General features: G+C 71.9%; 20 protein-coding genes. 7 read left to right on the plus strand and 13 right to left on the minus strand.

The window, feature by feature from the left end:
- Nucleotides 1–28: 28 nt before the first annotated feature.
- A complete protein-coding gene (locus tag WME98_RS46040; RefSeq protein ID WP_437947973.1) occupies nucleotides 29–1102 on the minus strand; it encodes an alpha/beta fold hydrolase in 1074 nt (357 codons plus the stop codon).
- Nucleotides 1103–1923: 821 nt separating this feature from the next.
- Here WME98_RS46040 and WME98_RS46045 point away from each other — a divergent pair.
- Nucleotides 1924–2256, plus strand: a complete 333-nt coding sequence (locus tag WME98_RS46045) for a hypothetical protein (RefSeq protein ID WP_437947974.1) — start codon at nucleotides 1924–1926, stop codon at nucleotides 2254–2256.
- Nucleotides 2257–2296: 40 nt separating this feature from the next.
- Here the strand turns inward: WME98_RS46045 and WME98_RS46050 are convergent, their stop codons facing one another.
- The 3 genes from WME98_RS46050 to WME98_RS46060 all read right to left on the minus strand — a co-directional run bounded on the left by WME98_RS46050 (nucleotide 2297) and on the right by WME98_RS46060 (nucleotide 6730).
- A complete protein-coding gene (locus WME98_RS46050; RefSeq protein WP_437947975.1) occupies nucleotides 2297–3838 on the minus strand; it encodes a hypothetical protein in 1542 nt (513 codons plus the stop codon).
- A 47-nt stretch (nucleotides 3839–3885) separates the two neighbouring features.
- On the minus strand, nucleotides 3886–5460 hold the full coding sequence (locus WME98_RS46055; RefSeq protein ID WP_437947976.1) for a hypothetical protein: 1575 nt from the start codon (nucleotides 5458–5460) through the stop codon (nucleotides 3886–3888).
- Nucleotides 5461–5692: 232 nt separating this feature from the next.
- Nucleotides 5693–6730 carry an extensin family protein gene (locus WME98_RS46060; protein WP_437947977.1) on the minus strand — a complete coding sequence of 346 codons (1038 nt, stop codon included), beginning with the start codon at nucleotides 6728–6730 and terminating at the stop codon, nucleotides 5693–5695.
- Between the two features lie 810 nt (nucleotides 6731–7540).
- Between WME98_RS46060 and WME98_RS46065 the strand changes: the two genes are divergently transcribed.
- The 3 genes from WME98_RS46065 to WME98_RS46075 all read left to right on the plus strand — a co-directional run bounded on the left by WME98_RS46065 (nucleotide 7541) and on the right by WME98_RS46075 (nucleotide 11354).
- Nucleotides 7541–9403 carry a M14 family zinc carboxypeptidase gene (locus tag WME98_RS46065; RefSeq protein WP_437947978.1) on the plus strand — a complete coding sequence of 621 codons (1863 nt, stop codon included), beginning with the start codon at nucleotides 7541–7543 and terminating at the stop codon, nucleotides 9401–9403.
- A gap of 258 nt (nucleotides 9404–9661) precedes the next feature.
- A complete protein-coding gene (locus tag WME98_RS46070) occupies nucleotides 9662–10264 on the plus strand; it encodes a DUF4360 domain-containing protein (protein ID WP_437947979.1) in 603 nt (200 codons plus the stop codon).
- A gap of 94 nt (nucleotides 10265–10358) precedes the next feature.
- Nucleotides 10359–11354: a hypothetical protein gene (locus WME98_RS46075; RefSeq protein ID WP_437947980.1), complete on the plus strand. Its 996-nt coding sequence runs from the start codon at nucleotides 10359–10361 to the stop codon at nucleotides 11352–11354.
- Nucleotides 11355–11402: 48 nt separating this feature from the next.
- Here the strand turns inward: WME98_RS46075 and WME98_RS46080 are convergent, their stop codons facing one another.
- From WME98_RS46080 to WME98_RS46105, 6 genes are all read right to left on the minus strand, one after another.
- On the minus strand, nucleotides 11403–11828 hold the full coding sequence (locus WME98_RS46080) for a hypothetical protein (protein WP_061627990.1): 426 nt from the start codon (nucleotides 11826–11828) through the stop codon (nucleotides 11403–11405).
- 220 nt (nucleotides 11829–12048) lie between these two features.
- On the minus strand, nucleotides 12049–12648 hold the full coding sequence (locus tag WME98_RS46085) for an RES family NAD+ phosphorylase (protein ID WP_437338845.1): 600 nt from the start codon (nucleotides 12646–12648) through the stop codon (nucleotides 12049–12051).
- A gap of 20 nt (nucleotides 12649–12668) precedes the next feature.
- Nucleotides 12669–13301, minus strand: a complete 633-nt coding sequence (locus WME98_RS46090) for a hypothetical protein (RefSeq protein WP_437947981.1) — start codon at nucleotides 13299–13301, stop codon at nucleotides 12669–12671.
- A 184-nt stretch (nucleotides 13302–13485) separates the two neighbouring features.
- The gene (gene ligD, locus WME98_RS46095; protein WP_437947982.1) at nucleotides 13486–15657 is read right to left on the minus strand and encodes a DNA ligase D; all 2172 of its coding nucleotides are present in this window, start codon (nucleotides 15655–15657) and stop codon (nucleotides 13486–13488) included.
- 557 nt (nucleotides 15658–16214) lie between these two features.
- Nucleotides 16215–16670 (minus strand): hypothetical protein, encoded by a 456-nt coding sequence (locus WME98_RS46100; protein WP_437947983.1) that lies wholly within the window; start codon nucleotides 16668–16670, stop codon nucleotides 16215–16217.
- A gap of 203 nt (nucleotides 16671–16873) precedes the next feature.
- Nucleotides 16874–18181, minus strand: a complete 1308-nt coding sequence (locus WME98_RS46105) for a hypothetical protein (protein ID WP_437947984.1) — start codon at nucleotides 18179–18181, stop codon at nucleotides 16874–16876.
- 472 nt (nucleotides 18182–18653) lie between these two features.
- On the opposite strand from WME98_RS46105, the gene cysK reads away from it, so the two are divergent.
- Both cysK and WME98_RS46115 read left to right on the plus strand, forming a co-directional pair.
- Nucleotides 18654–19646: a cysteine synthase A gene (gene cysK / locus WME98_RS46110; protein ID WP_437947985.1), complete on the plus strand. Its 993-nt coding sequence runs from the start codon at nucleotides 18654–18656 to the stop codon at nucleotides 19644–19646.
- Nucleotides 19647–19653: 7 nt separating this feature from the next.
- Nucleotides 19654–20649, plus strand: a complete 996-nt coding sequence (locus tag WME98_RS46115) for a serine O-acetyltransferase (RefSeq protein WP_437947986.1) — start codon at nucleotides 19654–19656, stop codon at nucleotides 20647–20649.
- A 216-nt stretch (nucleotides 20650–20865) separates the two neighbouring features.
- On the opposite strand, the gene WME98_RS46120 is transcribed toward WME98_RS46115, so the two are convergent.
- The 3 genes from WME98_RS46120 to WME98_RS46130 all read right to left on the minus strand — a co-directional run bounded on the left by WME98_RS46120 (nucleotide 20866) and on the right by WME98_RS46130 (nucleotide 22938).
- Nucleotides 20866–21156 (minus strand): SelT/SelW/SelH family protein, encoded by a 291-nt coding sequence (locus tag WME98_RS46120; protein ID WP_437947987.1) that lies wholly within the window; start codon nucleotides 21154–21156, stop codon nucleotides 20866–20868.
- Between the two features lie 33 nt (nucleotides 21157–21189).
- Complete coding sequence (gene mgtE, locus WME98_RS46125; protein ID WP_437947988.1) at nucleotides 21190–22623, minus strand: magnesium transporter; 1434 nt, start codon at nucleotides 22621–22623, stop codon at nucleotides 21190–21192.
- A gap of 105 nt (nucleotides 22624–22728) precedes the next feature.
- Nucleotides 22729–22938 carry a hypothetical protein gene (locus WME98_RS46130; protein ID WP_236644690.1) on the minus strand — a complete coding sequence of 70 codons (210 nt, stop codon included), beginning with the start codon at nucleotides 22936–22938 and terminating at the stop codon, nucleotides 22729–22731.
- 166 nt (nucleotides 22939–23104) lie between these two features.
- On the opposite strand from WME98_RS46130, the gene WME98_RS46135 reads away from it, so the two are divergent.
- Nucleotides 23105–24724 (plus strand): SEL1-like repeat protein, encoded by a 1620-nt coding sequence (locus tag WME98_RS46135; protein ID WP_437947989.1) that lies wholly within the window; start codon nucleotides 23105–23107, stop codon nucleotides 24722–24724.
- Nucleotides 24725–24820 lie beyond the last annotated feature (96 nt).

Here is a 24820-nt window from a genome sequence, read left to right on the forward strand (position 1 = left end):
GGCGCGGCGCCGGCGGGGCCGCGCGCCGTCAGCAGGGGACGGGCGGCGGCCGGCTCCCGAGATCGGCGGGAGACACGGAGTCGCCGGGGTCCTGCTGCGGTGTTTGCCGGAGCAGCGGTGAGAGCGAGCGCATCGCCCACTGCCGGACCGGGGCGTCCGCCCACGGCTGCCACCGCGGGCTGGCCGGCGCCGCGACCGCCGCGGCGGCAGCGCGGGGCGCGCGCGCCCCGGCGCGCAGGCGCGGCGGGGGCCGAGGCTCGTCGAGGAAGCGCAGCAGCTCGGGGGCGAGATCGGCCACCGCTTCCCGGTGCGGGTAGTGCCCCGCCTTCGCGAAGCGGCGCACCGCCACCCCCTCCAGGTAGCGGTCGATGTCCGCCGCGTGGCGCACCGGGATCACGGGATCGCGCTCGCCCCAGTAGACGGCGACCGGCGGGATCTCCGGGATCCGGTGCGCGATGTCCATGAGGTGCTCGCGCTGGCCGCGCAGATCGATCGCGTGGCGGAGCGTGCGCGACAGCGCGCGGGCGGTGCCGGGCCGCGCGTTCACGCGGGCGAGGTGCCGACGCTCCTCCGCGTTGAAGTTGCCGCCGAGCACCAGCATCCCCGCGTGGGTGCCGACGCCCATGAGCACCGGCGCGGCCAGCTCCAGCAGCCCTGTCACCGCGGCGAAGCGCAGCGGCAGCGCGACCTCGCTCCCGATGCCGCCCGCGGCGACCAGCCCGAGGCGGTGCACGCGCCCCGGCCGCTCGATCGCCACGCACATCGAGACGCTGCCGCCGAACGAGTGCCCGATCAGATCGAAATCGCTGAGCCCGAGGGCGCGGATCCACTCCGCGACAACGCTCGCGTACCAGGCGACCGTGTAGGGCGCGTCCGGACGGGCCGAGTGTCCGTGGCCGGGCAGGTCGAGCGCGACGACCCGGCGCCCGCCGGCCGCGAGCGCGGGCGCGAGCCGGTTCCAGGTCCTACAGCTATCGGACAGGCCGTGCACCAGGACCACGGTGCGCTTGTCCGGGTCGCCATTCCGGGGAGGGCTCCACTCCTCCCAGTGCACCTCGCCTGCGGAAAAGCTGCGAACATGGCTGCGACACCGGATCGACATGTTCTTTCCAAAAAATCGCACGAAGCGCAGCGTCTGTCCAGATTGCACGCCCGTCCTTTTCTTCGTCGTGGGCGGCTTCAGGCCCCCGCGAAGCCTGTTTCGCATTGGGTGTGGGTTGTGCAGCCCCGGCGTACGCCATCCTGGGACGTGGACCGGACCGCGGCCCGGCCTCCGCCCTAACCCGGCATGCCCCTGCCGCCGTCGGCCGCCTTATCGCCTCGCTGATACGCCCGATGCTCTGGCCGGTCGCCCCACCTGGCGCACGGACAGAATTTGTACCCCTGGTTACCCATTGACGCCACACTCGACTGAGAAGAGTCTCGCCGCGCCGGGGAGTGAGGTGATATGAAGGCTAGCTTAATTGTAATCTGTGGCTTCGTTGCTGCGTGCAACTACGACATGGGTGAGTGCTACCTTCGGGATGGTCGTGGCGAGGGCGTCGGCGCAGGGATCATCACCCCGGGCGGAGCCGGAGGCTTCGGAGATGCGCCACCGGATCCGCGAGACGAGATGGAGCGTTCGGAGTGCAGCGAAGCCGTTGAGGCGGCAGCCCAGGTTAATTGCGCGTCCCCCGGCAGCCATACGTGCGTAAACCAGTGTGAGGCGATCGGCGCCTACTGCGTTCATCACGCTTCGCATCCGTATAGCCCTAGTAGCGGAATTGGCGATCTGTACTGGTGCAAGGGTGGCAAGCCCACGTGGACATGCTCTTATCAGTATTCAAACGGAGACAACTGCACTGTCATCAATCCGATTGGGACCTGGCTTTGTCGATATCAGTTTGAGAATTAGGGGACGGGAGAATGACGCATGATCGGCAAGTGGCGCAGGCGCTCTCTGAGGGGCTTAACTGTCTCTCTGCGATCGTGGAGTCGCTCGACGTCGGCGCATCGGCGTCCGAGCTCCCGAGGAATGAATGGTTAGGGACGCTGCGCGCGATGGGAGATGCCTTCGATGCAATTCTAGCTAGAGAGGTGGCGACGACGCTAGTCGTGCGGCAGGCTGACTGTGATTTCGTCCGAAGGTTGCTCGGCTTGGTGCTGGAGTGGACGACTGCGCGCCAGCCTCCACAAGAGCTGCGGACGACGACTGAGTCTATTTTGAAGATCTTCGATCGTCGCGGCACCGAATCTGCTCCTGATACGCAGAAGTGACGAGGCGCCCGCCAGCGTCGGAGCACGCTCGCGACACTGCCTACTCCGGGAAGCGAAGCGTCTCCACGACGACGCCATCCTCTCCCGTGATCATGGAGCCGTCATGGCTCCAGCTCGTGCCGCCTGGGCCCGGCAGGCCCAGCTCGAAGGTGACCCCCTCCAGCGCGAGCTGGTCCTCGTCGAGGTAGGCGATCCCGATCACGTCGCCGCCGCGCCCGGGGCCGCCGTAGCCGCCGTCGCCGCCGTAGCCGCCGCGGCCACCGTTGCACGCCCACGCGCCGTCGCCGCCGTAGCCGCCGTACCCGCCTCGTCCGGGTTTGCCGCCTTGCTGGGGCGGCCCGCCGTCGCCTCCCGCCCCACCGGCGGGCACCTTGATGACGCTGTCCCGGACCGTCACCCTGGCGTGCAGCGCGGCGATGCCGATCGACGGCGAGCCGTTCTCGCCGGCTCGACCCCCTCGGCCGCCACAGCCGCCAGCGCCTCCAGAGCCGCCGCCGGCCCCTCCCTTGTCCGCCGCGGTGCACACGGCGAGCCCGCCGCGCCGGCCGCCGCCTCCGCCTCCGCCCTGGCCCGGCGTTCCCCAACCGCCGTCCGTCCCCTTGTCGCCCTCCCATTTCGTCTCGGTGAGGCGCCCGATGCCCTGGCCGGCCGCCCCCATCGTTCCCCGGGTCCCGGAGAGCCCGGACTGGCCGTGCTCGCAGGCGCTCCCCTCGCGCTCCGCGCCGCCGCCGAGGCCCGAGGTCGGGTCGGCCGCCGGCACCGGTTCGCCGGTGTCTCCGTCCTCGGCCCGCGCGGGCAGCCCATCACCGCCCTTGCCCCCGGTGCTCGACGTTCCGTCGTCACACGGGTTCGTCACCGCCGCTCCCCCGGGGACCGTGGCGGCGGAGCACGCGTCCTCACCGAGCAGGCCATCGGGGCCGGCCGCTGCTCGGCTCGGCCACGCCTCCCCGTCGTGGCCCGCAGTGCCGTAATAGAGCGTCCTGATCTCGCTGCGGACGATCTCCACCGCGGTGTTGGACTGAACGAGCACCCCGATGGGGGCCCCACTCAGGACCCTCACGCGATCGAGCGTCGAGACCCCGTCCGCGGCCCCCGTGTCGCCGGGGCGTGCCGGCTCGACGATCACCCCGACCCGCGCATCTACCTCGGAATCGATGCGGCCGTTGTTGTCGCTGCTCCGGCGCCACCATTCGAGGAAGTCGAAGCCGCCATGGATGTCCACGCCGGAAGGAAGCCTGAGCGCCCCTACGAAGGTATCGGTGGTCACGAACACGCGACCGCGCCCGGTGCGAGCGAGCTCGATTCCCCGCTGGATCGAGCGAACCGGCCGGTCCTTCGTGCCGGGGTTCGCGTCGTTGCCGCCGAGGATCTCGCTGTTGACGAACACCCCGCAGCCGTCGAGGGCGCGATCCGCGGCGAGCTCCTCGAGGCACGCCGACTCCGGGACGGCATCGCCCGGACAGGAGGACCGAGCGTCGCACGGCGGTTCGCCGCCCGGCTCGTTCGCCTCGGGCGGGTTCCCGCAACCGGCCATGGCGAGCGGCAGGACGACGAACGGAAGGAATACGGACTTCTCGCGCATGGGCATGCCTCACCGGAAGCGTCCCCTGGGACGCACTCTATCCAAGGCTAACGGGGCAGCTCGTCCGGCCCGCTGAACGCCTGGGTCTCCGCCGAAGGACCGGAACCGCCTTTGCCAGCCACATCGACCGCGCCGGCGTTCCCCGCGAGACCGCCCTCGCCAGCCGCTCCGACCGTGATGTAGGTGCCGGGCCGGAGGGCCAGGTTGGGGACCACGTAGGCGATGCCGATGGACGGGCCGCCGAGCCCGCCGCCGGCATCTCCCCCGCGGCCGCCGTTGCCGCCGTCGCCGCCATGGCAGGCGTCCCACATCCCGGGCACAAACCCCTTGCCACCGTACCCGCCGTGCCTGCCGAAGCCGCCCGGTTGGCCCGTTCCGCCGGTCCCCCCGTTCCCGCCGCGGCCCGTGAACACCTCGGTGGCCTCGATCGCGAGCTCCGTGCCCTCCAGCGCCACGATGCCGATGCTCGCGCCGCCGTAGCCGCCGCCCTTGCCGCCCAGGCCACCGCAGCCGCCGCCGCCCCCCGAGCCGCCGGCCGCCCCGGTCTGGGGTCGGGAGGCCAGGCACACGGGGGGAGTCACGCCCTCGCGCGACTTGCTCCCGCCCCCGCCGCCCCCAGCCTGGCCGACGCCGCCCCGCTCCCCGTCGTCACCGCGGACACCGATCCACCCGTCGGCGGTGAGATAGCCAATGCCGGCCGCGCCGCTGGCACGGCCACGGTCCGCGCCGGGCGCGCCATCGTTCCCGTCGCTGCACGCCGTGCTGCCGGCGCCGGCTCCTCCAAGGCCCTTGCCCTCGGGGTTCGGTGCCGGCTCGGGCTGTCCCGAAGCGCCGTCGCCGCCCCGCTCGATCCCGCCGTCGCCCCCGTACCCGCCCGTCGACTCGATGCCCTCGCCGCACGCGGTCACGACCGGGAGGGCGCCCGTTGCGGCGTCCGCCGTGCAGGCATCCGCCCCGTCGATCCCGAACTGCCCGCCCTGCGCGCGGACGCTCGGCGCGTCCTCGCCGGGCTCCCCGTCCTTGCCGTTGCCCGCGATGACCACGCTCGACACCAGCCTCGCCTTGCCGCCGTAGCTCAGGATCACCGCGATCGACGACTTGCCGTCGATCGCCGCTCCCTCCGCCGCCACGGCGCGCACGCCGGAGATCGTCGACGTCGCGTCCTCCCCCTGGAGGACGCGCAGCGGGACCCCTGCGGGCGGCGCGATGGTCGTCCGCTGATCGGGCCCGCCGGGCGACCAGCCGCCGCCGTCGCAGAGACGGCCGCCCCAGAGGTCGACGCCCGAGGGCAGCGTGATCGCCTCCTCGAACGCCCCGCCGCAAGCGTACACGCGCCGGGTCGGCGCCGCGCCGCCGCCTCGTCCGCTCGCGGCCAGCCCGACCGCGCGCTGGAGCGTCTTCACCGGCGCGTCCTTCGTGCCGGGGTTGTCGTCGTCGCCGTGCTCGCTGCTGACGAACACTCCGCACTCGTCGAGCGCCGGCGCCGTCCAGGGCTCTCCCTCGCACGGTCCGGGCGGCGGCTCCAGATCGGGGGCGCACGCGAACACCTCCCAGCAGGCATCGGAGTACGTGCACGCGGTCGACGTGCTCGCGCTCCACGCGCACAGCGCGAACGCCACCACGGACGCTCCCCCAGTGGTTGTCCCCTGATCGCCCGTTCCGCGTGCACGGTAGTTGCGCCAGCCGCACGGCGTCAACCAGCAGGAACCGCAACAACAAGGAGCATTTGTCCGTGAAAAATATCTCTCGACAACGCAATGCGACCCGCTGGTCAGCGGCATGCGCAGGCCCTTTGCTTCCAGCGGGCGCTCGATGTGTCCAGCGCGCGGAGCGACACCGCGCCTTGACGCGCGCTCACTCCAGCAGAAAGTAGCGCGCGTCTCGCTTGATATCGAAATGGAAGTGGTCCGCGTGCGCCTCGTTCGCGTTGGGCGTGAGGACGACGTTGAACAGCCCGCTCGTGGAAATGGCGCAGAGGATCTCCCGCAGCTCCCGGGCGTGGGAGGTGGGCACTGTCGGCTCCGACCCGGGGCCGCACGGCGGCGCGCCGATGGCGCCGAGCCAGTCGGCCTTCACGTCGAGCCGTGCGCCGTCGGCCTTCACGAAGGCGGCCACGTCGATGGCGAGCCCGAGGGCGTGCTGGCTGGGGCGCCCGGGCGCCGCCGCCGGGTTCTTCGCGGCGCGGTCGCCCGGCTTTGTCGCCTTGCCGGCGGCCTTCGGGGTCTTCTTGCCTGCCGGCGGCCTCGCGGGCGCCTTCTGCGCCTTCTGCGCCTTCTTCGGCTTCGGCGTGGCCGTGCCGGCGGGAGCGGGCCGGTGCATGCTGACGTGCACCACCTCGGCGATCCCGCGCGCCGCCAGGAACGCGGCGAGATCGTCGAGCGCGAGGACCAGCCGGCAATCGGCGATGTCGAACGGGGAGGCCGACCTGGGCTTCGCCACGCCGTCCCCACGGAATGTGACCCCGTGCAGCGCGCCGGTGATCCTGATCGGCCGCTCGACCAACGGGGCGCCGCGCGCCGGGGCGTGCGGGATCCCGCGGCGCTTCATCTCCCTGTCGCAAGCGTCGGCCGAGAGCCCTCCGTAGCTGGCCGCGCGCGACGCGGCGGACCACGCGGGCAGCTCGAAGAGCGCGCCGCCCGCGTCCCCGCCGCCGTCCGGGAGGCCGCCCGCGCCGTCCGCAGGCGCGCCGGCGTCGCCGTCCAGAGGGCCGTCCCCGCCATCCGCGAGCGCCGTTGATGCGGCGGGGGGCCCGGGCGCCGCCGCTGCCGGGGCATCAACCCGCTCCTCCGAAGCGCGGCGGAGCGAGGCGATGCCGAGCGGCGTGAGGAGCGCCGCACCGCCGATCAGGGCCGCGCCGAGGGACAGCGCACGGCGGGAAGGGAGCGCGCTCATCTCTGGCGGAGCTTAGGAGAAACCGGGCAGCCTGGCAGCCTTCGTGGCACCGAACACGGTCCGGGGGAGACTGCCCGCTGCCTTCGTGGCACCGGACACGGTCCGAGGAAGGCTGCCGGCAGCCTTCATGGCACCGGACACGGTCCGGGGGGAAGCTCCCCGCAGCCCTCGCTGCACCGAACACGGTCCGAGGAAGGCTGCCGGCAGCCTTCATGGCACCGGACACGGTCCGGGGGGAAGCTCCCCGCAGCCCTCGCTGCACCGGACACGGTCCGAGGAAGGCTGCCGGCAGCCTTCATGGCACCGGACACGGTCCGGGGGGAAGCTCCCCGCAGCCCTCGCTGCACCGAACACGGTCCGAGGAAGGCTGCCGGCAGCCTTCATGGCACCGGACACGGTCCGGGGGGAAGCTCCCCGCAGCCCTCGCTGCACCGCGGACGGCGGCCCGTGGCGGTGCTCTCTGGTTCATGGCACAGCACGTGCTGTCCAACCATCGCCATACCCAGCGTGCCTGTCGCGGCGCTAGCAGCGCCCGAGCCAAGGCTCGGGCTCCGCGATGGCCAGGCCGCCTTCCGGCAGGGCGACGTCGCTATCCAGCCCCGCGCGAGCCCGAGCGCCATGGCGCAAGATTACGACCGTCGGCGGCACGCCGATCCGCACGCGTCACTGCGGCCCACCTTGACACTGAAGCCCGTGCCGCGACCATGCCCGTCATGGCGCGCGGCGCCGGTCACGAACATCCCGGCGATCCCGGGGATGAGCCCCGGATCACGCCTTGCCGTTCTGCGCGGAATTTGGTCGACTCCCGCGATGTCACGCCCCCGCGCCACGCTCGCTGGCCGCGTCATTTCCCGTGGAATCGCGCTGATCTCGCTGCTCGTGGCCTGCCAGGCCCCCGCGCCCGGCTCGCCGGCGGCCGGAGCCGCCGGTCGACCCGCGCTCGCATCGGCGCTCGTCATCACCCCGCGCGCGCGGCCGCCGTCGCTCGTCACGGAGGCCGAGCGGACCGGCTTCCAGCGCACCGGCCGCTACGCCGAGGTCGAGCGGCTGTGCGCCGGCTTCGAGCAGGCCTATCCGGGCCGCGCCCGCTGCTTCCGCTTCGGCGTGACGCCCGAGGGCAGGCCGATGCTCGCGATCGCCGCCTCCGACGACGGCGCGCTCGACCCCGCCGCGGCGCGGGCGAAGCGGCGCCCGGTGATCCTGTTCCAGGGCGGCATCCACGCCGGCGAGATCGACGGCAAGGACGGCGGCTTCTGGGCGCTCCGCGAGCTGCTCGACGGCGCCATGGCGCCCGGCGCCCTCGCCGCGACCACGGCGCTCTTCGTCCCCGTGTTCAACGTCGACGGCCACGAGCGCTTCCGCCGAAACCAGCGGCCCAACCAGCGCGGCCCCGAGGAGATGGGCTTCCGCACCACCGGCCAGAACCTCAACCTGAACCGCGATTACATGAAGGCCGAGGCGCCCGAGATGCGGGCGATGCTGGCCCTCCTCGACGCCTGGGACCCCGTGGTCCAGGTCGACCTGCACACGACCGACGGCGCGAAGTTCCAGCACGACGTCGCGGTCATCGTCGAGCCGTCGACGCCGCACCCTGGCGATCTCGACGCCGCGGCGCGCGAGCTCTCCGACGCGCTCCAGGCGCGCCTCTCGGCGCTCGGTCACCTGCCGCTCCCGTTCTATCCGTCGTTCCGCGAGGACGACGATCCCGCGTCGGGCATCTCGGCCAAGCCGGGGCCGCCGCGCTTTTCGCAGAGCTACGGCGCCGCCCGCAACCGCGTCGGCGTGCTCGTCGAGACGCACAGCTGGGCCACGAACGCCGCGCGCGTGCGGGCGGTCCACGACCTGCTCGCGGCGCTCTTCGAGCGCGCTGCCGCCGGCGCGGGCGCCCTCCGCGCGGCGGCCGATCGCGCGGACGCCGCCGCCGCGCGCCTCGCCGGCACCCCCTTCGCCCTCACGCACCGCGCGGGGCCGGTCCCGCGCATCTTCCCGTTCCGCGGGTACGCCTACGAGAAGCGCGCCTCGGAGATCTCGGGCGGCACGTGGACCCGCTACGACGAGTCCCGCCCGGAGATCTGGCGCGTGCCGCTGTTCGACCGCCTCGAGCCGGATCTGACCGTCACCGCGCCCGCCGCCGGCTATGTCGTCCCGGCGGCGCACGCGGCCTGGGTGGCCGACAAGCTGCGCCTGCACGGCGTGCGTTACGAGCTCCTGCCCGAGGCGCGCCCCGGCTTCGCCGTCGAGGCGTTCCGGGCCGACGCGGTGGCCTACGAGCCGTCGTTCGAGGGCCGGACGCCCGTCGAGCTGAAGGGCGCCTTCCGGCCGGAGCGACAAGATCTGCCGGCCGGCTCGCTCTTCGTACCCATCGCGCAGCCGCGGGCGCCCCTCGTCATGCACCTCCTCGAGCCGCTCGCGCCCGACTCCCTCGTGGCCTGGGGCTTCTTCAACGCCGCCTTTGAGCGCAAAGAGTACATGGAGGCCTACGTCGCCGAGGAGGAGGCTCGCCGCATGCTGGCCGCCGATCCGGCGCTGCGCGCCGAGTTCGAGGCGCGCCTGCGCGATCCCGCGTTCGCGAAGGACGCGAAGGCCCGGCTCGATTTCTTCTACCAGCGCCACCCCTCCTGGGACGAGCGCGTGAACCTCGTCCCGGTGTTCCGCGTCGCCGCCTCGCCCTGAGCCGCCTCTCCGCATCTCGCCTGCGCTCCGGGATCCGGTCGAATGTCCGTGCGTCCCGCGGATCTCACGCCGCTCGACGGATTCCGCTCAATCCGCGGCGCGGGCGCCGCGCGTGGGCGCCCCGCGCAGGTTGCGCGGAGCGCGCCGCCATCGCATGCTCGTCATGACATGTCGGCTGGCTTGCGACAGCGTTGATCCGCGCGCGGGCGCCGACGGACGGCGACGCGATGTCGTCTGAAGATGAAAAGGGGGGCAAGCATGTTGCTGCGATGGGCGTTCGGCTTTTCTTCGGCGTTTCTCTTCGCATTTCCGGCGCTGGCGCAGAATGCGCGGATCGAGGCGTTCACCTACGCCGGCAGCGGATGTCCCGTCGGCTCCGCCGCGGGGGTGATCTCGCCGGATCAAAAGGCGTTGACGGTCATCTTCGACCAGTTCGAGGCGCACGCCGGCCCGAACGCCGCGCGCGCCGCGAACCGCGCGTTCTGCCAGCTGGCCGTGGATCTTCGGTTCGATCCGGGATGGCAGGTGGCCATCTTCGACGCCACGTACCGCGGCTTTGCCGACCTGGAGCCGGGCGTCCACGGGCTCCACGAGACATCGTATTATTTCTCGGGCTCGCCGCTCACCTCGGGGCCGCTCACACGGAGCATGATCGGGCCGTTCACGAACGACTTCTCGCGCACGGACGCGTTCGCGACCACGGTCTGGTCCGAGTGCGGCACGGTGCGGCCGCTCAACATCAAGACGAGCCTTTACGTCACGAACCGCCTCGCGCCGTCGAGCTCCGGGGTCCTCACGAACGACACCACCGACGTGCAGGTCCGGATCGATTATGCCCTCACGTACCGCCGCTGCCCCTGAGCTCCGCGGGGCGCCCCGACGCGCGCGGCGCGATCGGCGATGACGGGCGCCGACGCCCTGGTGCGCCGGGGCGCCGGCCTGGTACGCTGACCCGATGACGTCCACCCTGCTGATCATCGCGCTCAGCGTTATCGTGCCGCTCGGCATCACTGCGGCGGTCCTCTTCGGGGTCTGGAAGAAGGTCCTCGGTCCGCTCCGGGCCCAGCAGCAGGAGCAGCAGCAGCTGCTTCGAATCGGCGTCTCGTGCGCGGCGCGCGTGCTGCAGTACCAGGAGACCGGCATGAAGGTGTCGATGGGCGCCCAGGACTCCTACAGCCTCAAGCTGCTCCTCGAGGTGATGCCGCCGGGAATGCCGCCCTATCAGGTGGAGACGGTCGCCCTCGTGTCGGTGCTCGCGGCCCCTCGTATCCAGCCGGGGTGCGTCGTCACGGTGCGCTACGACCCGGCCAATCCCCGCCGCGTCGCCATGGAGGCCGCGTATCCGCCCGGGCAGGGGCCGGCCACCGCAGCCGCGCTCGGGGGCTATCCTCCGGTGGGGGCTCACGGAGCGCCACCAGGGGCTCAGCCCGGCGCCTATGGCGTTCCCGCCGGCGCTTATGGCGCTCCCGCCGGCGCTTATGGCGCTCCCGCCGGCGCTTACGGCGTTCCCGCGGGCGCCTACGGCGCTGCCCCCGGCGCTTACGGCGCGCCGCCTGGAGCCCCGCCCGGCGCCTACGGCGCGCCTCCTGGGGTCCCGCCCGGCGCTTACGGCGCGCCTCCTGGAGCCCCGCCCGGCGCCTACGGCGCTGCCCCCGGCGCTTACGGCGCGCCGCCTGGAGCTCCCCCCGGTCCGGCCGGCGCCTACGGGGCTCCCGCCGGCGCCTATGGTGCCTTCCCTGGCGCTCAGCCCGGCGCTCAGCCCGGCGCTTACGGTGCGCCTCCGGGGGCCCCGCCTGGCGCCTCCGGTGCGCCCGCCGGCGCCTACGGCGCGCCCGCCGGTGCCTACGGCGCGCCGCAGGGCGCCCCCGGCCCCCACGCCGCTGGTCCCGACGGCGTCTCCGGCGGGCCGGCCGGTCCTTTCGGGCCCGGCGGCGGCCCGCGCGGCTCCTGAACGACGCCCTTTCCGGGCTCCAGGCGCTGGCAGCGCCGCCGCGCTCGCTCAGGCCACCACGCAGCCCGCCGACGATCCCTGCATCGGCACGATGGCCTTGAGCTCGCCGCTCTCCCCGAAGACGAGGAGCCGCGCCACGATCGCCTGCTGGACGGCGCCGCAGAGGGGCAGGATCGCCAGCCGGAGCGCCGGCCCGCTGCCGCCGTCGAACTTGAGGGCGAGCAGCTGCTTCTCATCGCACTCCTCGAGGAGCTCCACGTCCGCTTCCAGGTGGATCGGCGCCCCCCGCGCGCACGCCTTCGCCTCGCCGAAGCTGTCGATCGTGCAAACGTTGGCTTCGAGCGAGAGCCGGACCCGAGACGACCCCTCGCCGCCGATCGTCGCGATCTGGATCTGGTGAATCGCGAGCCCCTTCTGGAGCGCGATGGGCTCCACGAGATAGCCTGTTTCCAGCCGCAGATTCTTGATTTTCATCGAACCCCCCGCCGCCCGGCCGCGCGCGCCGCGGCCACCGCCCGCCGCGGCGCCGCCGCAGCGCGCCTGTGTTCACGGGAAGCACCGGCTGTGCCGGCGCGCGCGCGCCCGGCGCGCACGCGCGTGGCTCCCGCCGGGCGCGCCCACGCCGCGCCCGGCGCCGCCGTCTCGCGGCGCGGCACGCGCCTCGGGCGCCGCGCGGCCCTCCGCGCGTCGATGCTCAGACGAGCCCGAACTTGTAGGTGTCCAGGATCGTGGCGAGGAGCGCCGCGTGCGCCGGATCCGCGAGGGAGCCGAGCCGGGTGACCGAGAGGTCCGCGCTGGCGCGCTCGAAGAGGGCGGCGCAGACGCGGCTCGGATCGTGGCGCGCCGCATAGGCGATGCCGTCGGGTCGCCTCGGGTGCTCGTGGATCGCGAGCGCCCAGCGGTGCGCGGCCCCGTACGATTCGCCGGAGGTCAGGCGGGCGTCGGCCCCGAGGCGCGCGAGCCCCTCTCTCGTGAGGTTCACGAGCCGCAGCGGGCGCCTCGGCGCGATGCGCGCGAGCCCGCGCGCGGCGAGCTCGCCTTGCTCCACGAAGCGCACGCCGGTCGCGTGCCCGAACACCTCGATGAACGAGCAATGCTCGTCCTTCCCGGCGTACAGCACCCCGAACTCGCCGGCCGGGGCGTCGAAGCGGTTGTCGCCCGAGCGGCCGAAGTACAGCGGATCGCGCGCGAGCCCGTGGATCCGGAACCAGCACCGCCGGAAGATCGTGATGGGGAGCGGCCTCGTCGCGAAGTCGAAGGGCGGGTCCGGATGCGGCCCGATCGTCGTCGTCATGTCGGCTTCGCGGCGCGCTCTCAGGCCGCGCCTTGCTCGCCGAACGTGCGCGCGACGAGCCGCACCGGATCCAGATCGCCGCGGCGAATCCGGTCGAGCGGCCGATCCCCGTCGAGGCGGTGGCTGCCGGAGAGGAAGAACCGGACCTTCGCCAGCGGGGGGTGGTCGTCGAGGAGGGCCAGGATCTCCTCCAGCCCCGGCAGCACGCCGTCGTCCGCGAACTGCCATACGGGGTAGAGGTGCCCCCGACGGCCGATGCTCACGGCCAGCAGCCTCCCGGCGGCGCGCCGCGCCTCGATGGCTTGCGGCGCGAGGTGGAGCGCCTCGCCGACCTCCTCCGCGGTGAGCGCGCCCCCCTCGGCGGCGAGGAGCGCGTCCCTCGCCTGGAGGCCGCGGAGGCGGGCCGGCGTGAGCGGATCCGCAGCGGAGAAGAGGCCCACGGCGCTCGGCTGCGTGAGCGCCGTCACCAGGGCGTCCGCGTTGCTGGGCGACGCCACGACCTCGCCGAGCTCGCGCTGATCGAGCCGCTCGGCGACCTGGGTGAGCGCATCGATGCCGCGCGCCAGAAACGCGACCCGCAGCGGCTCACCGTCGAACTGGTGGAGTCGCTCTGCAATTTCCGCCAGCGCGCTGGAGTCCCGATCCTTGGCCATGACAGACGCAGGGGACGATGCAGCGCGCCCGCGGCATCGTCAACCAAGCGCACGCCGCCATGTTGCGATAGTACGACCCCGCTGAACATAACGTCAGTGAAAGGTACATTCGTTGTGTCGCAGGTGTCTCTCTTCTTCGGTGTGCTCACCGGCTCCTGGGTTTGCCGGGGACGTCGCGAGGAGGTCAGAGCCCGACCTGCTTCATCATGGCGCTGGTGATGGACTGCCGCACGGTCGGGAGCTCGGCCCACGGATCTGCGATGGTCGCGAGGCGCTGCGGCACGGCCTCGATGGTGAACGAGGCGGGATCGAGCGGCGCGTCGAGCTCGTCCCACGAGAGCGGCGTCGCCACGGCTGCGCCGGGGCGCGCGCGGGTCGAGTACGGCGCCACGGCGGTCGCGCCGCGCCCGTTCCGCAGGTAGTCGACGAAGACCTTGCCGGTGCGCTTGGCCTTCGAGAGCGTCGCGATGTACCGCGCCGGATCGAAGCGCACGAGCGCGTCGGCCACGGCCTTCGTGAACGGCTTCACCTCGTCCCAGCGCCTGCGCGCCTCGATCGGGACCACCACGTGGAGGCCTTTGCCGCCGGTCGTCTTGACGAAGCTCCGCAGCCCCAGCGTCTCCAGGAGGTGCCGCACGGTCTTCGCGGCCTCGGCCACGCGCTCCCAGGGGAGCTCCGGCGCCGGGTCGAGGTCGAAGACCATCATGTCCGGCTGCTCGATCCGGTCGACGCGGCTCCCCCAGATGTGCATCTCGAGCGCCCCCATCTGCACGAGCGACACCAGCCCTTCGGTGTTCTCGATGTAGAGATACGTTCGTGTTCCATCGTCCTCTTCGACGAGCGTCCGCCGGATGGCCTCCGAGAGCCCCTCGGCCTCGTGCCTCTGAAAGAAGCAGGGTTTGCCCTGACCCGCGGGGCAGCGGACGAGCGTGAGCAGCCGCTTCGCGACATAGGGCAGCATGTGCTCGGCGACCTGCGCGTAATACCGCGCGAGAGCGAGCTTCGTGATCCCCTGCGCCGGATAGAGCACCTTGTCGGGGTTCGTCAGCCGCGTTCCCGCGACCTCGATCCTCTCGGCGCCGCCCCGGCCGCCGCGAGGGGCCTTGCCCGGCGCCTCGATCGCCGCTGCGCCGGCCGCCTTGCCGGGCGTCGTGCCGGCGGCCCTGCGCGTCCCTTTGCCCGCCGCCTCGCTCAGGGCCGCGCTCACCGCCTTGCCGGCTGCCGCGCTCGCCCCCTTGCTCCTGGCCGCGCTCACCGCCTTGCTCGGCGCGCCGGCCGACTTGCGGGGCGGCGGCGCCGGCGGGGGCTGCTCGCGCTCGACGGTGACCGACTCCGGGGTGCGGTCCTCGCGGAGGCCCTCGAACGACGGGTGCCGCAGCCGCCCGTCGCGCGTCCAGGCGGAGAATTGGACCTCTGCGAGGAGCTTGGGCTCGACCCAGTGCACGCCGCGCATGCGCGGCGCCCCTGCAAAGGCCGGCTTGGCGCGCTCGATCGACTCGAGACGGCTGCGCAGGGTCGTGAGCGTCTTGTTCGTGAAGCCCGTGCCCACCTTTCCGGCGTAGGCGAGCTTGCCTGACCTGTTCACGCCGACGAGGACGGCCCCGAGCCCCTGGCGGGCCCCGGTCGGCTCGGTGAATCCGACGATCACGAACTCCTGGCGCTTGCCGCACTTCACCTTGAGCCAGCTGTTCCCGCGCCCGCTCCGGTAGGGAGCCTCCGGGCGCTTCGCGATGACGCCCTCGATCCCGAGCTTGCACGCGTGCTGGAACACGGCGGCGCCGTCCTCCTCGAGGTGCTCCGTGTAGCGCAGGGTCCCTTCCTCCGGCGCTTCCTCCAGCAGCGCCTTGAGCGCCCGTTTGCGGGTGACCTGCGCGCAGTCGCGGAGATCGCGGCCGTCCAGGTAGAGCAGGTCGAACACGAAGTACATCAGTCGCCCCTCGCGCCCATCATTTCCGTCGCTGAGCGCGTTCTGCAGGGCCTGGAAATCGGTCACGCCGTCGGGCCCGACGATGACGATCTCGCCGTCCAGCACGGCTTCGCGGGCTGGCAGCCGGGCGAGGTCGTCGCGCACGTTCGCGAACCGCTCGGTCCAGTCCTGGCCGCGGCGGGTCAGGAGCGTCACGCGGCCGCCGCGGAGCTGCGCGAGCATCCGGTAGCCGTCGAACTTGACCTCGTAGAGCCACCCGTCGCCCTGCGGAGGCCCGGTGACGAGCGTCGCGAGCTGGGGTTCGACCTCGTCCGGGAACGGCCCTCTCCGGGCGCCCTCGAGCGCATCCGCGTAGGTCAGCGTCCGGCGCGGGGCCGCGGCGGCGCCGTCCGTTGGTCCCTTCGCGGCGGACGAGCGCGGGCCGTCCACGTCCGTCGCAGTCGCGCCGCGTCTGCGGCGGGCTGTCGGGGGTAGGGGCCGCTCGTCCTGAGTCCGCCGCGCCGCGCTTCGCGCTTGTCTCTGTCCGACCATCGTCGCGCACCGCCTTTTTTTTTGACGGCAAAGCAATTTCGATACCGGAATGCGATCTGCGCTCTGGCTCCTTAATCTCGTCACGTCTATAGCTGAGCTCGGCACACGCGCCCCAGAATGAGGCGAACTGCCACATTCGCGGCTTCGCGACGCGCCTGGCGCGTGGATTGCGCTCGTGGACAGCGAGATGCACTGGGTCGCGGGATACATGCTGTCCGGACAGCGATGTGTTTCCACGCTCGTCGCGAGCCTGGATTGAACAGCTGCTCAGGGCTGCACGCGCGCTTCAGCCCGAGACAGGACGGACTTGAGGTTCGGCAAGGGGACGCCCCCATCCGTGCAGATGGTCCGTGTTACGTCCGCCGTCACGGGCGCTCGGCTCGCCGTGCCGAGACGATGTGGGCGGTCGAGCCGCGCTCATCGGGACGAGCGACAAGGCGCGACGTCGGGCTGAGCTACTGCAGCGCCTCCGAGGCGCTCGCCGCGGTGATGGCCTGGTCGTGCCACCGCTCCAGTGTCGGGAGGTCGACACACGCCTCGATGCGGGCGTCGTCGTCCGGTCTGAGCTCGAGCTTACGGCGGGCGAGCACGCGTCGCAGGGCAGCGCGCGCCTCGGCCAGCCGTCCCTTGCCGATGCCCTGTTCGACGCCTCTCTCGATCAGCCGCTTCTGAACCTGCGGGCTCGCTTCGAGCAGCACCTCGAGAATGCGCTGCCGCCGGGCCTCCACCTCCGGGTCCTCGGCCTTGCCGAACCGCCACAGGAGCTCCTCACGGGTCGTCGCTGACATCGCCAGGTACTCTAGCATGGCCAGCACCCACTCGATGGGCCGGCGTCCCGCGACCCAGCGGCCGAACTCGTCGAGGGCTCGACCGGAGCGGGCGACCAGGAACGCGATCAGCTCGTCCCGCAAGGGGAGCTCGTTGGTAGCAGCTCACGATCGCGGGAGCCAACTCCAAGGCTCGCTCAACGAGGTCCGCTGGCCGCCCTCCCTCAACAGCGCTCGCGGTTCGACGCGCCGAACCGACCTAAGACGAATTCTCAAATGAAACCGACTTCGTCTCCGTAATCCACCCTCTCGTCGAGGGCGCGCGCCCAGCACGCGCTCTCCGCCCGTCACCGCGCGGGGGTCTCGCTCCAGTGGCGCACCAGATCGGGCACGGCCGTCTCCGCCATGCGGGTGAGATGTCGCACGTGATCCGGCTTCTGGGTGCCTGGATATCCGCGCACGTGGAACGCGCCCCGGTGCGCCTCCGACAGCGGAGCGAACCGCGGCTTCGCCTCGCCCGACGTCCCCGTCAGGTCATAGACCGCCTGCGCATCGGCGCCGGCGCTCGGCGAGCGCTGCGCCCCCGTGAGCTTGAGGAGAGCGTCCGTGCTCTCGTGCGTGCCGGCGTAATCGCCCACCGGGATGATCTCCGAATGCGTGATCGACATGAGCTTCTTGCCGGCGGCCGCCAGCTCGGCGAAGCGCCCGAACGGCTTGAGACGCTCCATGTCCAGGCTGTGGTCGATCGGCATGTACCCGGTATGGATGCCGTCCAGGAGGAGGACGGCGTCGACCTTGTCGGCGAACCCGGGCTGGTTCAGGAGCCCGCGAACCGCGCCGTACCCCGCGCTGAACGCCGAGAGCGCGACGCGCCTGAGCCGGGCGTCGCGCAGCCCGCGCGCCTCGAGCGCGGTCTGCGCCTTCGCGAGGAGCACCGGCAGGTAGGAGCGGATCGAGAACCGGGTCTCGTACGCCGCCGAGCTGATGCCCATGTTGATGATCATCACGACCGCGTTGAGCCCGGCCCGCTCGAACCCCGTCTGGACGACATCGTTGATCCCGTGAAAATGGACCACCAGGTCGTAAGCCCCATCCGCCGAGGAGAACGACGAGGGGATGGTGATGATCCCGTCGGGGATCGGGATCACCGCCGAGCGATCGAGCGTCGCGTCGGCACGGTCGTCGAGATCGATGAGCGGCGTCGCCGCCTCCGCCTGCGCCTGGACCGGCGCAGCCGCCTTCGCCCGCGCCTCGACCCGCGCCGCCGCCCCGGTGGAGCGCAGGACCGCCGCCGCAGCCGCCGCGGGCTGGATCGCCGAGCCCCCGCGGAGATCGAAGCCCGCAGCCCCGAGCTGCAGCGAGACGAGCGCGCCCAGCACCGCCGCAAAGCCCAGGCCCGCCCCCGCGCTCAGCGCGATCAGGCGCGACATGGAACGCCGCACCGGCGCCGCCTCGACTGGCGTCGCATCGACCGGAGCCGCCGCCCCGACCGGCATGGCCATGCCCGCAAGCGATGCCGGGGGACGGCGGAAAATTAAAGTGGGTTCATCCTCGTCGTGAAGCAGTTGGACCTCCGCGCGATGGGCCTCTGCGGGGAACATGCTCAGCCATGATGCGAGGCCCATGCCACGAAGGGCAAGCGCGAAATTCAGCAAGCTAAGCTCGCATTCGCGCGCGTCAAGAAGGTGGACCTGGTCCGGCGTCGTACCATGGAGATGGTCAGCCGAGCCCTCAGGCAATCACCTTACTTTGCGACCGAACGCCTATGCGTCTACCGCGCTTCGCGCGTACTCGAATTCGCGGCCTGACGGTGTGAACTGGCCATGAACCGACTGACGTCCACCCGTCTGGCGCTCGCGCCGCGGGCGAGCGCTCGCGCGCTGGGCCTCGCAAGCCGTTGGATGTCCAACGGGTCGGTTGCACGTCCATCGGTTGCACGTCCAACGGCCCGCGAGCGGTCCCGCGCCGCGCGGGCGCCCGGCGAGCGAGCGGGCGCTGGGGCGCGCCGGGCAACGCCGCGCCGCGCTTTGGAAATCCCGGGCGGCGAGGGGCGGGGCGAACGTGGGCCTTGACAGCGCGGGGCGCCTCTGGATCTCCTTTCCCCTCCTCCCACCCGCACGGGCCCCCATGACCAACTTCCCCCGCGTCTACGAAGACAACACCCAGAGCATCGGCCGCACGCCGCTCGTCCGCATCCGCCGGGCGACCGACGGCGGCGGCGCCATCGTGCTCGCGAAGATCGAGGGGCGGAACCCGGCGTACTCGGTCAAGTGCCGCATCGGCGCGGCCATGGTCTGGGAGGCCGAGAAGCGGGGCGCGCTCGGCCCCGGCAAGGCGATCGTCGAGGCGACCAGCGGCAACACCGGCATCGCGCTGGCCTTCGCCGCCGCCTCGCGCGGCATCGAGTGCGTGCTCACCATGCCCGAGACGATGAGCATGGAGCGGCGCAAGGTGCTCGTGGCCCTCGGGGCCAAGCTCCTCCTGACGCCGGGCCCCCAGGGGATGAACGGCGCCATCGCCAAGGCCGAGGCCCTGGCCGCCTCGGACCCCAGCCGCTACGTGCTGATGCGGCAGTTCGAGAACCCGGCGAACCCCGCCATCCACGAGACCACGACCGGCCCCGAGATCTGGGACGACACCGGCGGCAACGTCGACGTCCTCGTCTCGGGCGTGGGCACCGGCGGCACGCTGACCGGTGTCAGCCGCTACTTCGAGCGCGTCCGCGGCCGCGCGCTGCACTCGGTGGCCGTGGAGCCGGTCCACTCGCCGGTCATCGCGCAGACGCTCGCGGGCCAGCCGCTCACCCCGTCGCCCCACAAGATCCAGGGCATCGGCGCCGGCTTCGTCCCCAAGAACCTCGACCTCTCCTTCGTGGATCAGGTCGAGGCGGTCTCCAACGACGAGTCGATCGCCATGTCGCGGCGCCTGGCGCGCGAGGAGGGCATCCTGTGCGGCGTCTCCTGCGGCGCCGCGATGGTCGCGGCGAGCCGGCTCGCGCGGGATCCGAAGTGGGAAGGCAAGACCATCGTGGCCATCCTGCCGGACGCAGGCGAGCGGTACCTCTCCGGGCCCCTCTTCGAAGGGATGTTCGCGGAGATCGAGGCGATGAAGGCCTCGTGAGGTCGACGTGAGCAAGGAATGTGATGGTGCCTCGGCCCAGGCGTCGGGCGACCTGCACGGCATCGTCGATGCGCTGATCGCGAGCTACCGCGAAGATCCGCGCGGGCATCACATCAACAAGCGCTTCACCCCGTCGCGCCAGGAGATCACGGAGATCATCGATCTCCTGCTCCAGATCTTCTACCCGGGCTACCACGGGCGGCAGGATCTGTCGGACGAGGACCTGCTCTACCACGTGGGCACGCTGGTCTCGAACCTGCGGGACAAGCTGGAGCGGCAGATCGAGCGCTGCCTCTGCTTCCAGGACGAGACGGTGGACGCGCGGCGCCTCGACGTCCCGAAGTGCCGGCAGCGGGGGCGCGACGTGGCGCGGGCGTTCGTGAGCCGGCTGCCGGACGTCCGGCGGCGCCTCCTGCTCGACGTGCAGGCGGCCTACGACGGCGACCCGGCGGCGGCCTCGATGGACGAGGTCATCCTGGCCTATCCGGGCCTGCTCGCCGTGACGGTGCACCGGGTCGCGCACGAGCTGTACCTGCTCGGCGTGCCGCTCATGCCCCGGATCATGAGCGAGTGGGCGCACACGCGGACGGGCGCCGACATCCACCCGGGCGCCAACATCGGCGACAGCTTCTTCATCGATCACGCGACCGGCGTCGTCATCGGCGAGACCACCGACATCGGCGCGCACGTCAAGCTCTACCAGGGCGTGACGCTCGGCGCCCTGTCCTTGCCCCAGCACTCGCGGGGCGCGCGCGGCCTGAAGCGCCACCCCACGGTGGAGGACGACGTCACCATCTACGCGAACGCCACCGTGCTCGGCGGAAAGACGGTGCTGGGGCAGGGGAGCGTGGTGGGCGGCTCGGTGTTCCTGACGAAGAGCGTCGCCGGCGGCCAGCGCGTGGCGATCGAGGCGCCCAGGCTGCGCGTCGCCTCGCCGTCCCAGGGCCCGCCCGCGGTCGGCGGCTCCGAGCTGGACGCCAGCATTCTAGACTTCGATATCTGAGGCGGTCGCCCACTCCGGATACGGGCCCATCATCTGAGGCGGTCGCCCGCTTCGGATACGGGCCCATCTCGACGTTTTCGGTGCTCGGCGTACAAGAGTACGCCTGCGCGCCGAAAACGCCGATCTGGGCCCGTCTCCTGTGCGGGCGACCGCCGCTGGCGATAACATTTGTATGTTTTGTATGTAAAAGAGGGGATTGAGCGGCGCGCGGGAGGGTCAGCGGTCGGAGTGGCCTAGGGGGCGGGTGGGGGCGATGCGGTCGCGGATGGATTGCTTCAGCTCCTTGGGCTCGGGGAAACGCTCGGCCGTGGAGCGCGAGAAGAGGAGGACGCCGTCGAGCGTGACGTCGAAGATGCCACTCGATCCCGGCGAGAGGAGCACGTCGATCTCGTCGGGGAACGTGATGAGGAGCTCCTGAGCAAGCCAGGCGGCGCGCGTCAGCCAACGGCACTTCGGGCAGTAACGGATCGCGACGAGCGGGCGGGGCGGGGCAGGGACGGCATCCATGACGCGAGCGTAGCGCGATCCGACGGCGCAGGCTCAGACGAGGAACGCACGGGCCAGGCCGAGGAAAATGAAGAAACCCATGCTGTCCGTGGTGAACGTGAGCAGGACGCTGGAACCCTGGGCCGGATCGCGGCCCAGGCGCTGAAGAACGATCGGAACCATGCAGCCGACCATGGCCGCCACCACCAGGTTGAGCAGGATCGCCGCGGCCATCACCAGACCGAGAGGGACGCTGCCGTAAAGGGCCATCGCGGAGAGCCCCACCAGCGTGCCCCAGACCGCGCCGTTCATCAGGCCCACGAAGAGCTCCTTTTGCAGGAGATGGCGCACGTTCGCCCGCGTGATGCGGTCGAGCGCGAGGCCACGGATGACGAGCGCCACCGTCTGATTGCCGGTGTTGCCGCCGACGCTCGCCACGATCGGCATCAGCGCGGCCAGCGCCACGAGATCCCGAATGGTGCTCTCGAATAGACCGATGACCCGCGAGGCCACGAACGCCGTGAGCAGGTTGACGAACAGCCAGAGCCAGCGGTTTCTCGCGCTCGTCCACGCGGGGGCGAAGTAGTCCTCCTCGCCCGCCAGGCCCGCGCGCCGCAACGCCTCGCCCTGCGCCTGCCGCCGCAGGAAATCCATCACCACATCGACGGTCAGCCGGCCGACCAGCTTGCCGCGCTCGTCCACCACCGGCGCGGCGATGAGGTCGTACCGCTCGAACGCCTTCGCCGCGTCGCTGGCCCGATCCCGCGGCGTGAAGCTCACCACGTCCGCGGACATCACCGCGCTCACGCGCGCGCTCGGCGGGCGGAGCAGCAGGTCCTTCAACGAGAGCGTGCCGCGGAGCACGTTGCGCACGTCGACAACGAACAGCGCCTCCGTGTGCGACGGCAGCTCGGCCCGCCGGCGCACCTCCTCGAGCGCGCCCGCAATATCCCAGCTGTCGCGCACCCAGACGAGCTCCGGGCTCATCAGGTGGCCGACCGAGTCGTCCGGATACGCGATCGTCGACCGGAACAGCGACTGCTCGCGCGCGTCCAGCGACTGGTACACCTCCGCCACGATCTCCGGATCGATCGACTCGTTGATGTAGGCGAGATCGTCGGGGTCGAGCTGGCCGAGGAGCGCGACCAGGCGGCCCCGCTCCGTCTCCGCCACGAGCGAGTCGCGCACCGACGGTGAGGCCTCGAGCAGCACCTGTGCGGCGTGGTAGGGCTCGAGCTCAGCCCAGACCACAAGCCGGTCCGGCTGGGGGAGCACCTCGATGATGTGCGCGAGATCCGCCGGGTGCAGATCCCTGAGCTTCCTCTGCAGCAGGGCGAGATTTTGACGGTGGACCAGCGACTCGATCAGCTCTTTGTTCTTGCTCTCCTGCTTGTGCGTCAGGGCCTCGATGACGCGTTGCTTTTCGAGCAGGGTAGTCACCAGGCTCTGGCTCTCTTGCAGTCTCTCCTGGGACCTGGACGTGCTCATGGAGGCTCCGGGCGCGGGCGGCGCGCCGAGCATAGCCCGGCACGGACCGCGCGGCCGGCGTACGGGCGCGCTGCCGCGCTCGCCATATTGACCGGACCCCACGGCTCATGGTTCTGTCGCCCCGATGAAGCGCGCCTTCGACATGTGCGTGGTTGGGCTCTCGCTCGCAGCGACGGCCTGTGGACCGGGCCTGGATCCCGAGGTGGTCGTGCACCCGCCCCGGCCCACCGTCTTGCCCGCGAGCAGCGCCGGCGAGAACACCGGCGGGTGTCCGGCCATCGGCCACACCGAGCCGCTCATCGTCGACTGGCTCACGACCCGCCGCTCCGATCTCGGCCTCGCGATGAAAGAAGGCGTCGCCGTCGTCTCCTACGACTGCACGACGTTGAAGCTCCTCGCCCAGTGCAAGCTCCAAGGGACCTACTCCTACGCGGGCGTGAGCCGGAACGAAAATGTGGTTCAATTAACAAATCCTGCGGAGATGCAGGCGAACGTTCCGTTCGGCGCGCCGGCGCTCAGCACCGCGATCGAAGGCAACCAGACGGCCGCGTTCGACGTGGCGCTCGTGCCCGCAGGGAAGATGGCGACCACGGTGACGTCGGCCTCGGCGCAGGACCTCTCGGGCAGCTGCGAGGGCGCGACGCACTTCGTGCGCGCGGCGCTCCTCGGGGCCTTCGCGATGGCGCCGGGCAGCCGCGGCGCGGCGCGGACGGTCGATCAGGTCTTCGCGGCGGTCGGGCCTGCGGCGGCGTCGAACCAGGGGGGCACCGCGAGCCGGGAAGGGGAGCTCGAGGCGTGCCGGGCCGCGAAGCCCGACGCGCAGGCCCCGACGGACCGCTGCCATGCGCCGCTTCGCCTGGAGCTCGTCCCGCTGGAGGCGAAGAAGGCAGAGACGGCCGAGCCGGCGGCGAAGCCGGCCGACGACGAGCTCCCGAAGCTGGCGAGCTCGTGCCCGGTCGGGACGGTGCGGAGCGGGGCGAAGTGCTCGCCGCCGGCGGCCACGCCCGCGCACCTGTGCGAGCCCGCGGACGCGAGGGCGTGCGCGGCGCAGTGCGGGAAGGGCGACGTCGGCAGCTGCTATCACCTCGGGATTCACTACCTGAGCGGCAAGGACCTGCCGCGCGACGACGCGAGGGCGGCGGAGCTGTTCGAGAAGGCGTGCGGCGCGGGCGTCACGCAAGCCTGTTACGCGCGGGCGCGGCTGCAGCTGCGCGACATCCAGAGCGCCAAGGTGCCGCCGGACACCGCGGGGCGGGCGAAGGTGCGCGAGTTCGCCGACAAGGCGTGCGAGATGGGCGACGGCTGGGCGTGCTTCAGCGCGGCCGAGTGGTACCTGAGCGAGGGCCCGCAGGCGGTCCTCCCGAAGGACGCGACGCGCGCGGTCGCGTTCCTCCGGCGCGGCTGCGATCTGGGGTACGGGCCGAGCTGCAGCGCGCTGGGCAAGATGCTCATCGAGGGGAAGCTCGCGGCGAAGGACGTGGCGGTGGCGGTGGGCGTGCTCCAGCGCGCGTGCGAGGGGGGCCAGGCCGAGGACTGCGTCGACCTCGGGGACATCCTCCGCAAGGGGCAGGGCGCGCCGAAGGACGGGGTGAAGGCGATCGCGGCGTACCGGCGCGGCTGCAGCCTGGGGGACATGCGCGCGTGCAACGCCGCGGGCGCGGTCTTCGCGGAGGGCGACGGCGTGCCGAGGGACGTCGCAAAGGCCTATTCGTTCTTCGAGAAGGGTTGCCCGGAGAAGGGCTTCGGCGCCGAGGCGTGCATGAGCCTCGCCGGGATGTACGAGAAGGGGACCGGCATTCCGAAGGACATGGCGCGCGCCGCCGCGCTCTACGAGAAGGTGTGCGGCTCGGGCGGCTGCCTGCGGGCCGCGGAGATCTGGCAGCGCGGCGACGGGGTGACGGCGGACCCGGAGCGGGCGTTCTCGCTGTACGAGAAGGCGTGCTCGCAGTGGGGGGAGAAGAAGGCGTGCGACGCGCTCGGCCCGCTCCTGGAGAAGAAGGACAAGGAGCGCGCGCGGGCCTTCTACGCGGAGCAGTGCTCGCGGACCCAGGACAAGGCGGCGTGCGCGAGCCAGAAGCGGCTCGGCGGCGCGCGCAAGTAGGCGAGGGCCGCGGCGCTCCGGCGAACCGCGAGCTCACGACGTCGAGGCGGGGGCTCCTGCTCGTCGCTCGCCGAGTTCACCGAAATAGCTCACATC

Source organism: Sorangium sp. So ce296 (assembly GCF_051529605.1).
GTDB lineage: Bacteria > Myxococcota_A > Polyangia > Polyangiales > Polyangiaceae > Sorangium > Sorangium cellulosum_D.

Bases quoted from the DNA above. Each gene is read 5' to 3' on its own strand.
- WME98_RS46120 (WP_437947987.1), bottom strand. From the start codon at position 21,156: ATGGATGCCGTCCCTGCCCCGCCCCGCCCGCTCGTCGCGATCCGTTAC.
- mgtE (WP_437947988.1), bottom strand. From the start codon at position 22,623: ATGAGCACGTCCAGGTCCCAGGAGAGACTGCAAGAGAGCCAGAGCCTG.
- WME98_RS46080 (WP_061627990.1), bottom strand. From the start codon at position 11,828: ATGAAAATCAAGAATCTGCGGCTGGAAACAGGCTATCTCGTGGAGCCC.
- WME98_RS46075 (WP_437947980.1), top strand. From the start codon at position 10,359: ATGACGTCCACCCTGCTGATCATCGCGCTCAGCGTTATCGTGCCGCTC.
- WME98_RS46040 (WP_437947973.1), bottom strand. From the start codon at position 1,102: ATGTCGATCCGGTGTCGCAGCCATGTTCGCAGCTTTTCCGCAGGCGAG.
- WME98_RS46065 (WP_437947978.1), top strand. From the start codon at position 7,541: ATGTCACGCCCCCGCGCCACGCTCGCTGGCCGCGTCATTTCCCGTGGA.
- WME98_RS46090 (WP_437947981.1), bottom strand. From the start codon at position 13,301: ATGGCCAAGGATCGGGACTCCAGCGCGCTGGCGGAAATTGCAGAGCGA.
- WME98_RS46070 (WP_437947979.1), top strand. From the start codon at position 9,662: ATGTTGCTGCGATGGGCGTTCGGCTTTTCTTCGGCGTTTCTCTTCGCA.
- WME98_RS46135 (WP_437947989.1), top strand. From the start codon at position 23,105: ATGCAGGCGAACGTTCCGTTCGGCGCGCCGGCGCTCAGCACCGCGATC.
- WME98_RS46060 (WP_437947977.1), bottom strand. From the start codon at position 6,730: ATGAGCGCGCTCCCTTCCCGCCGTGCGCTGTCCCTCGGCGCGGCCCTG.
- WME98_RS46085 (WP_437338845.1), bottom strand. From the start codon at position 12,648: ATGACGACGACGATCGGGCCGCATCCGGACCCGCCCTTCGACTTCGCG.
- WME98_RS46050 (WP_437947975.1), bottom strand. From the start codon at position 3,838: ATGCGCGAGAAGTCCGTATTCCTTCCGTTCGTCGTCCTGCCGCTCGCC.
- cysK (WP_437947985.1), top strand. From the start codon at position 18,654: ATGACCAACTTCCCCCGCGTCTACGAAGACAACACCCAGAGCATCGGC.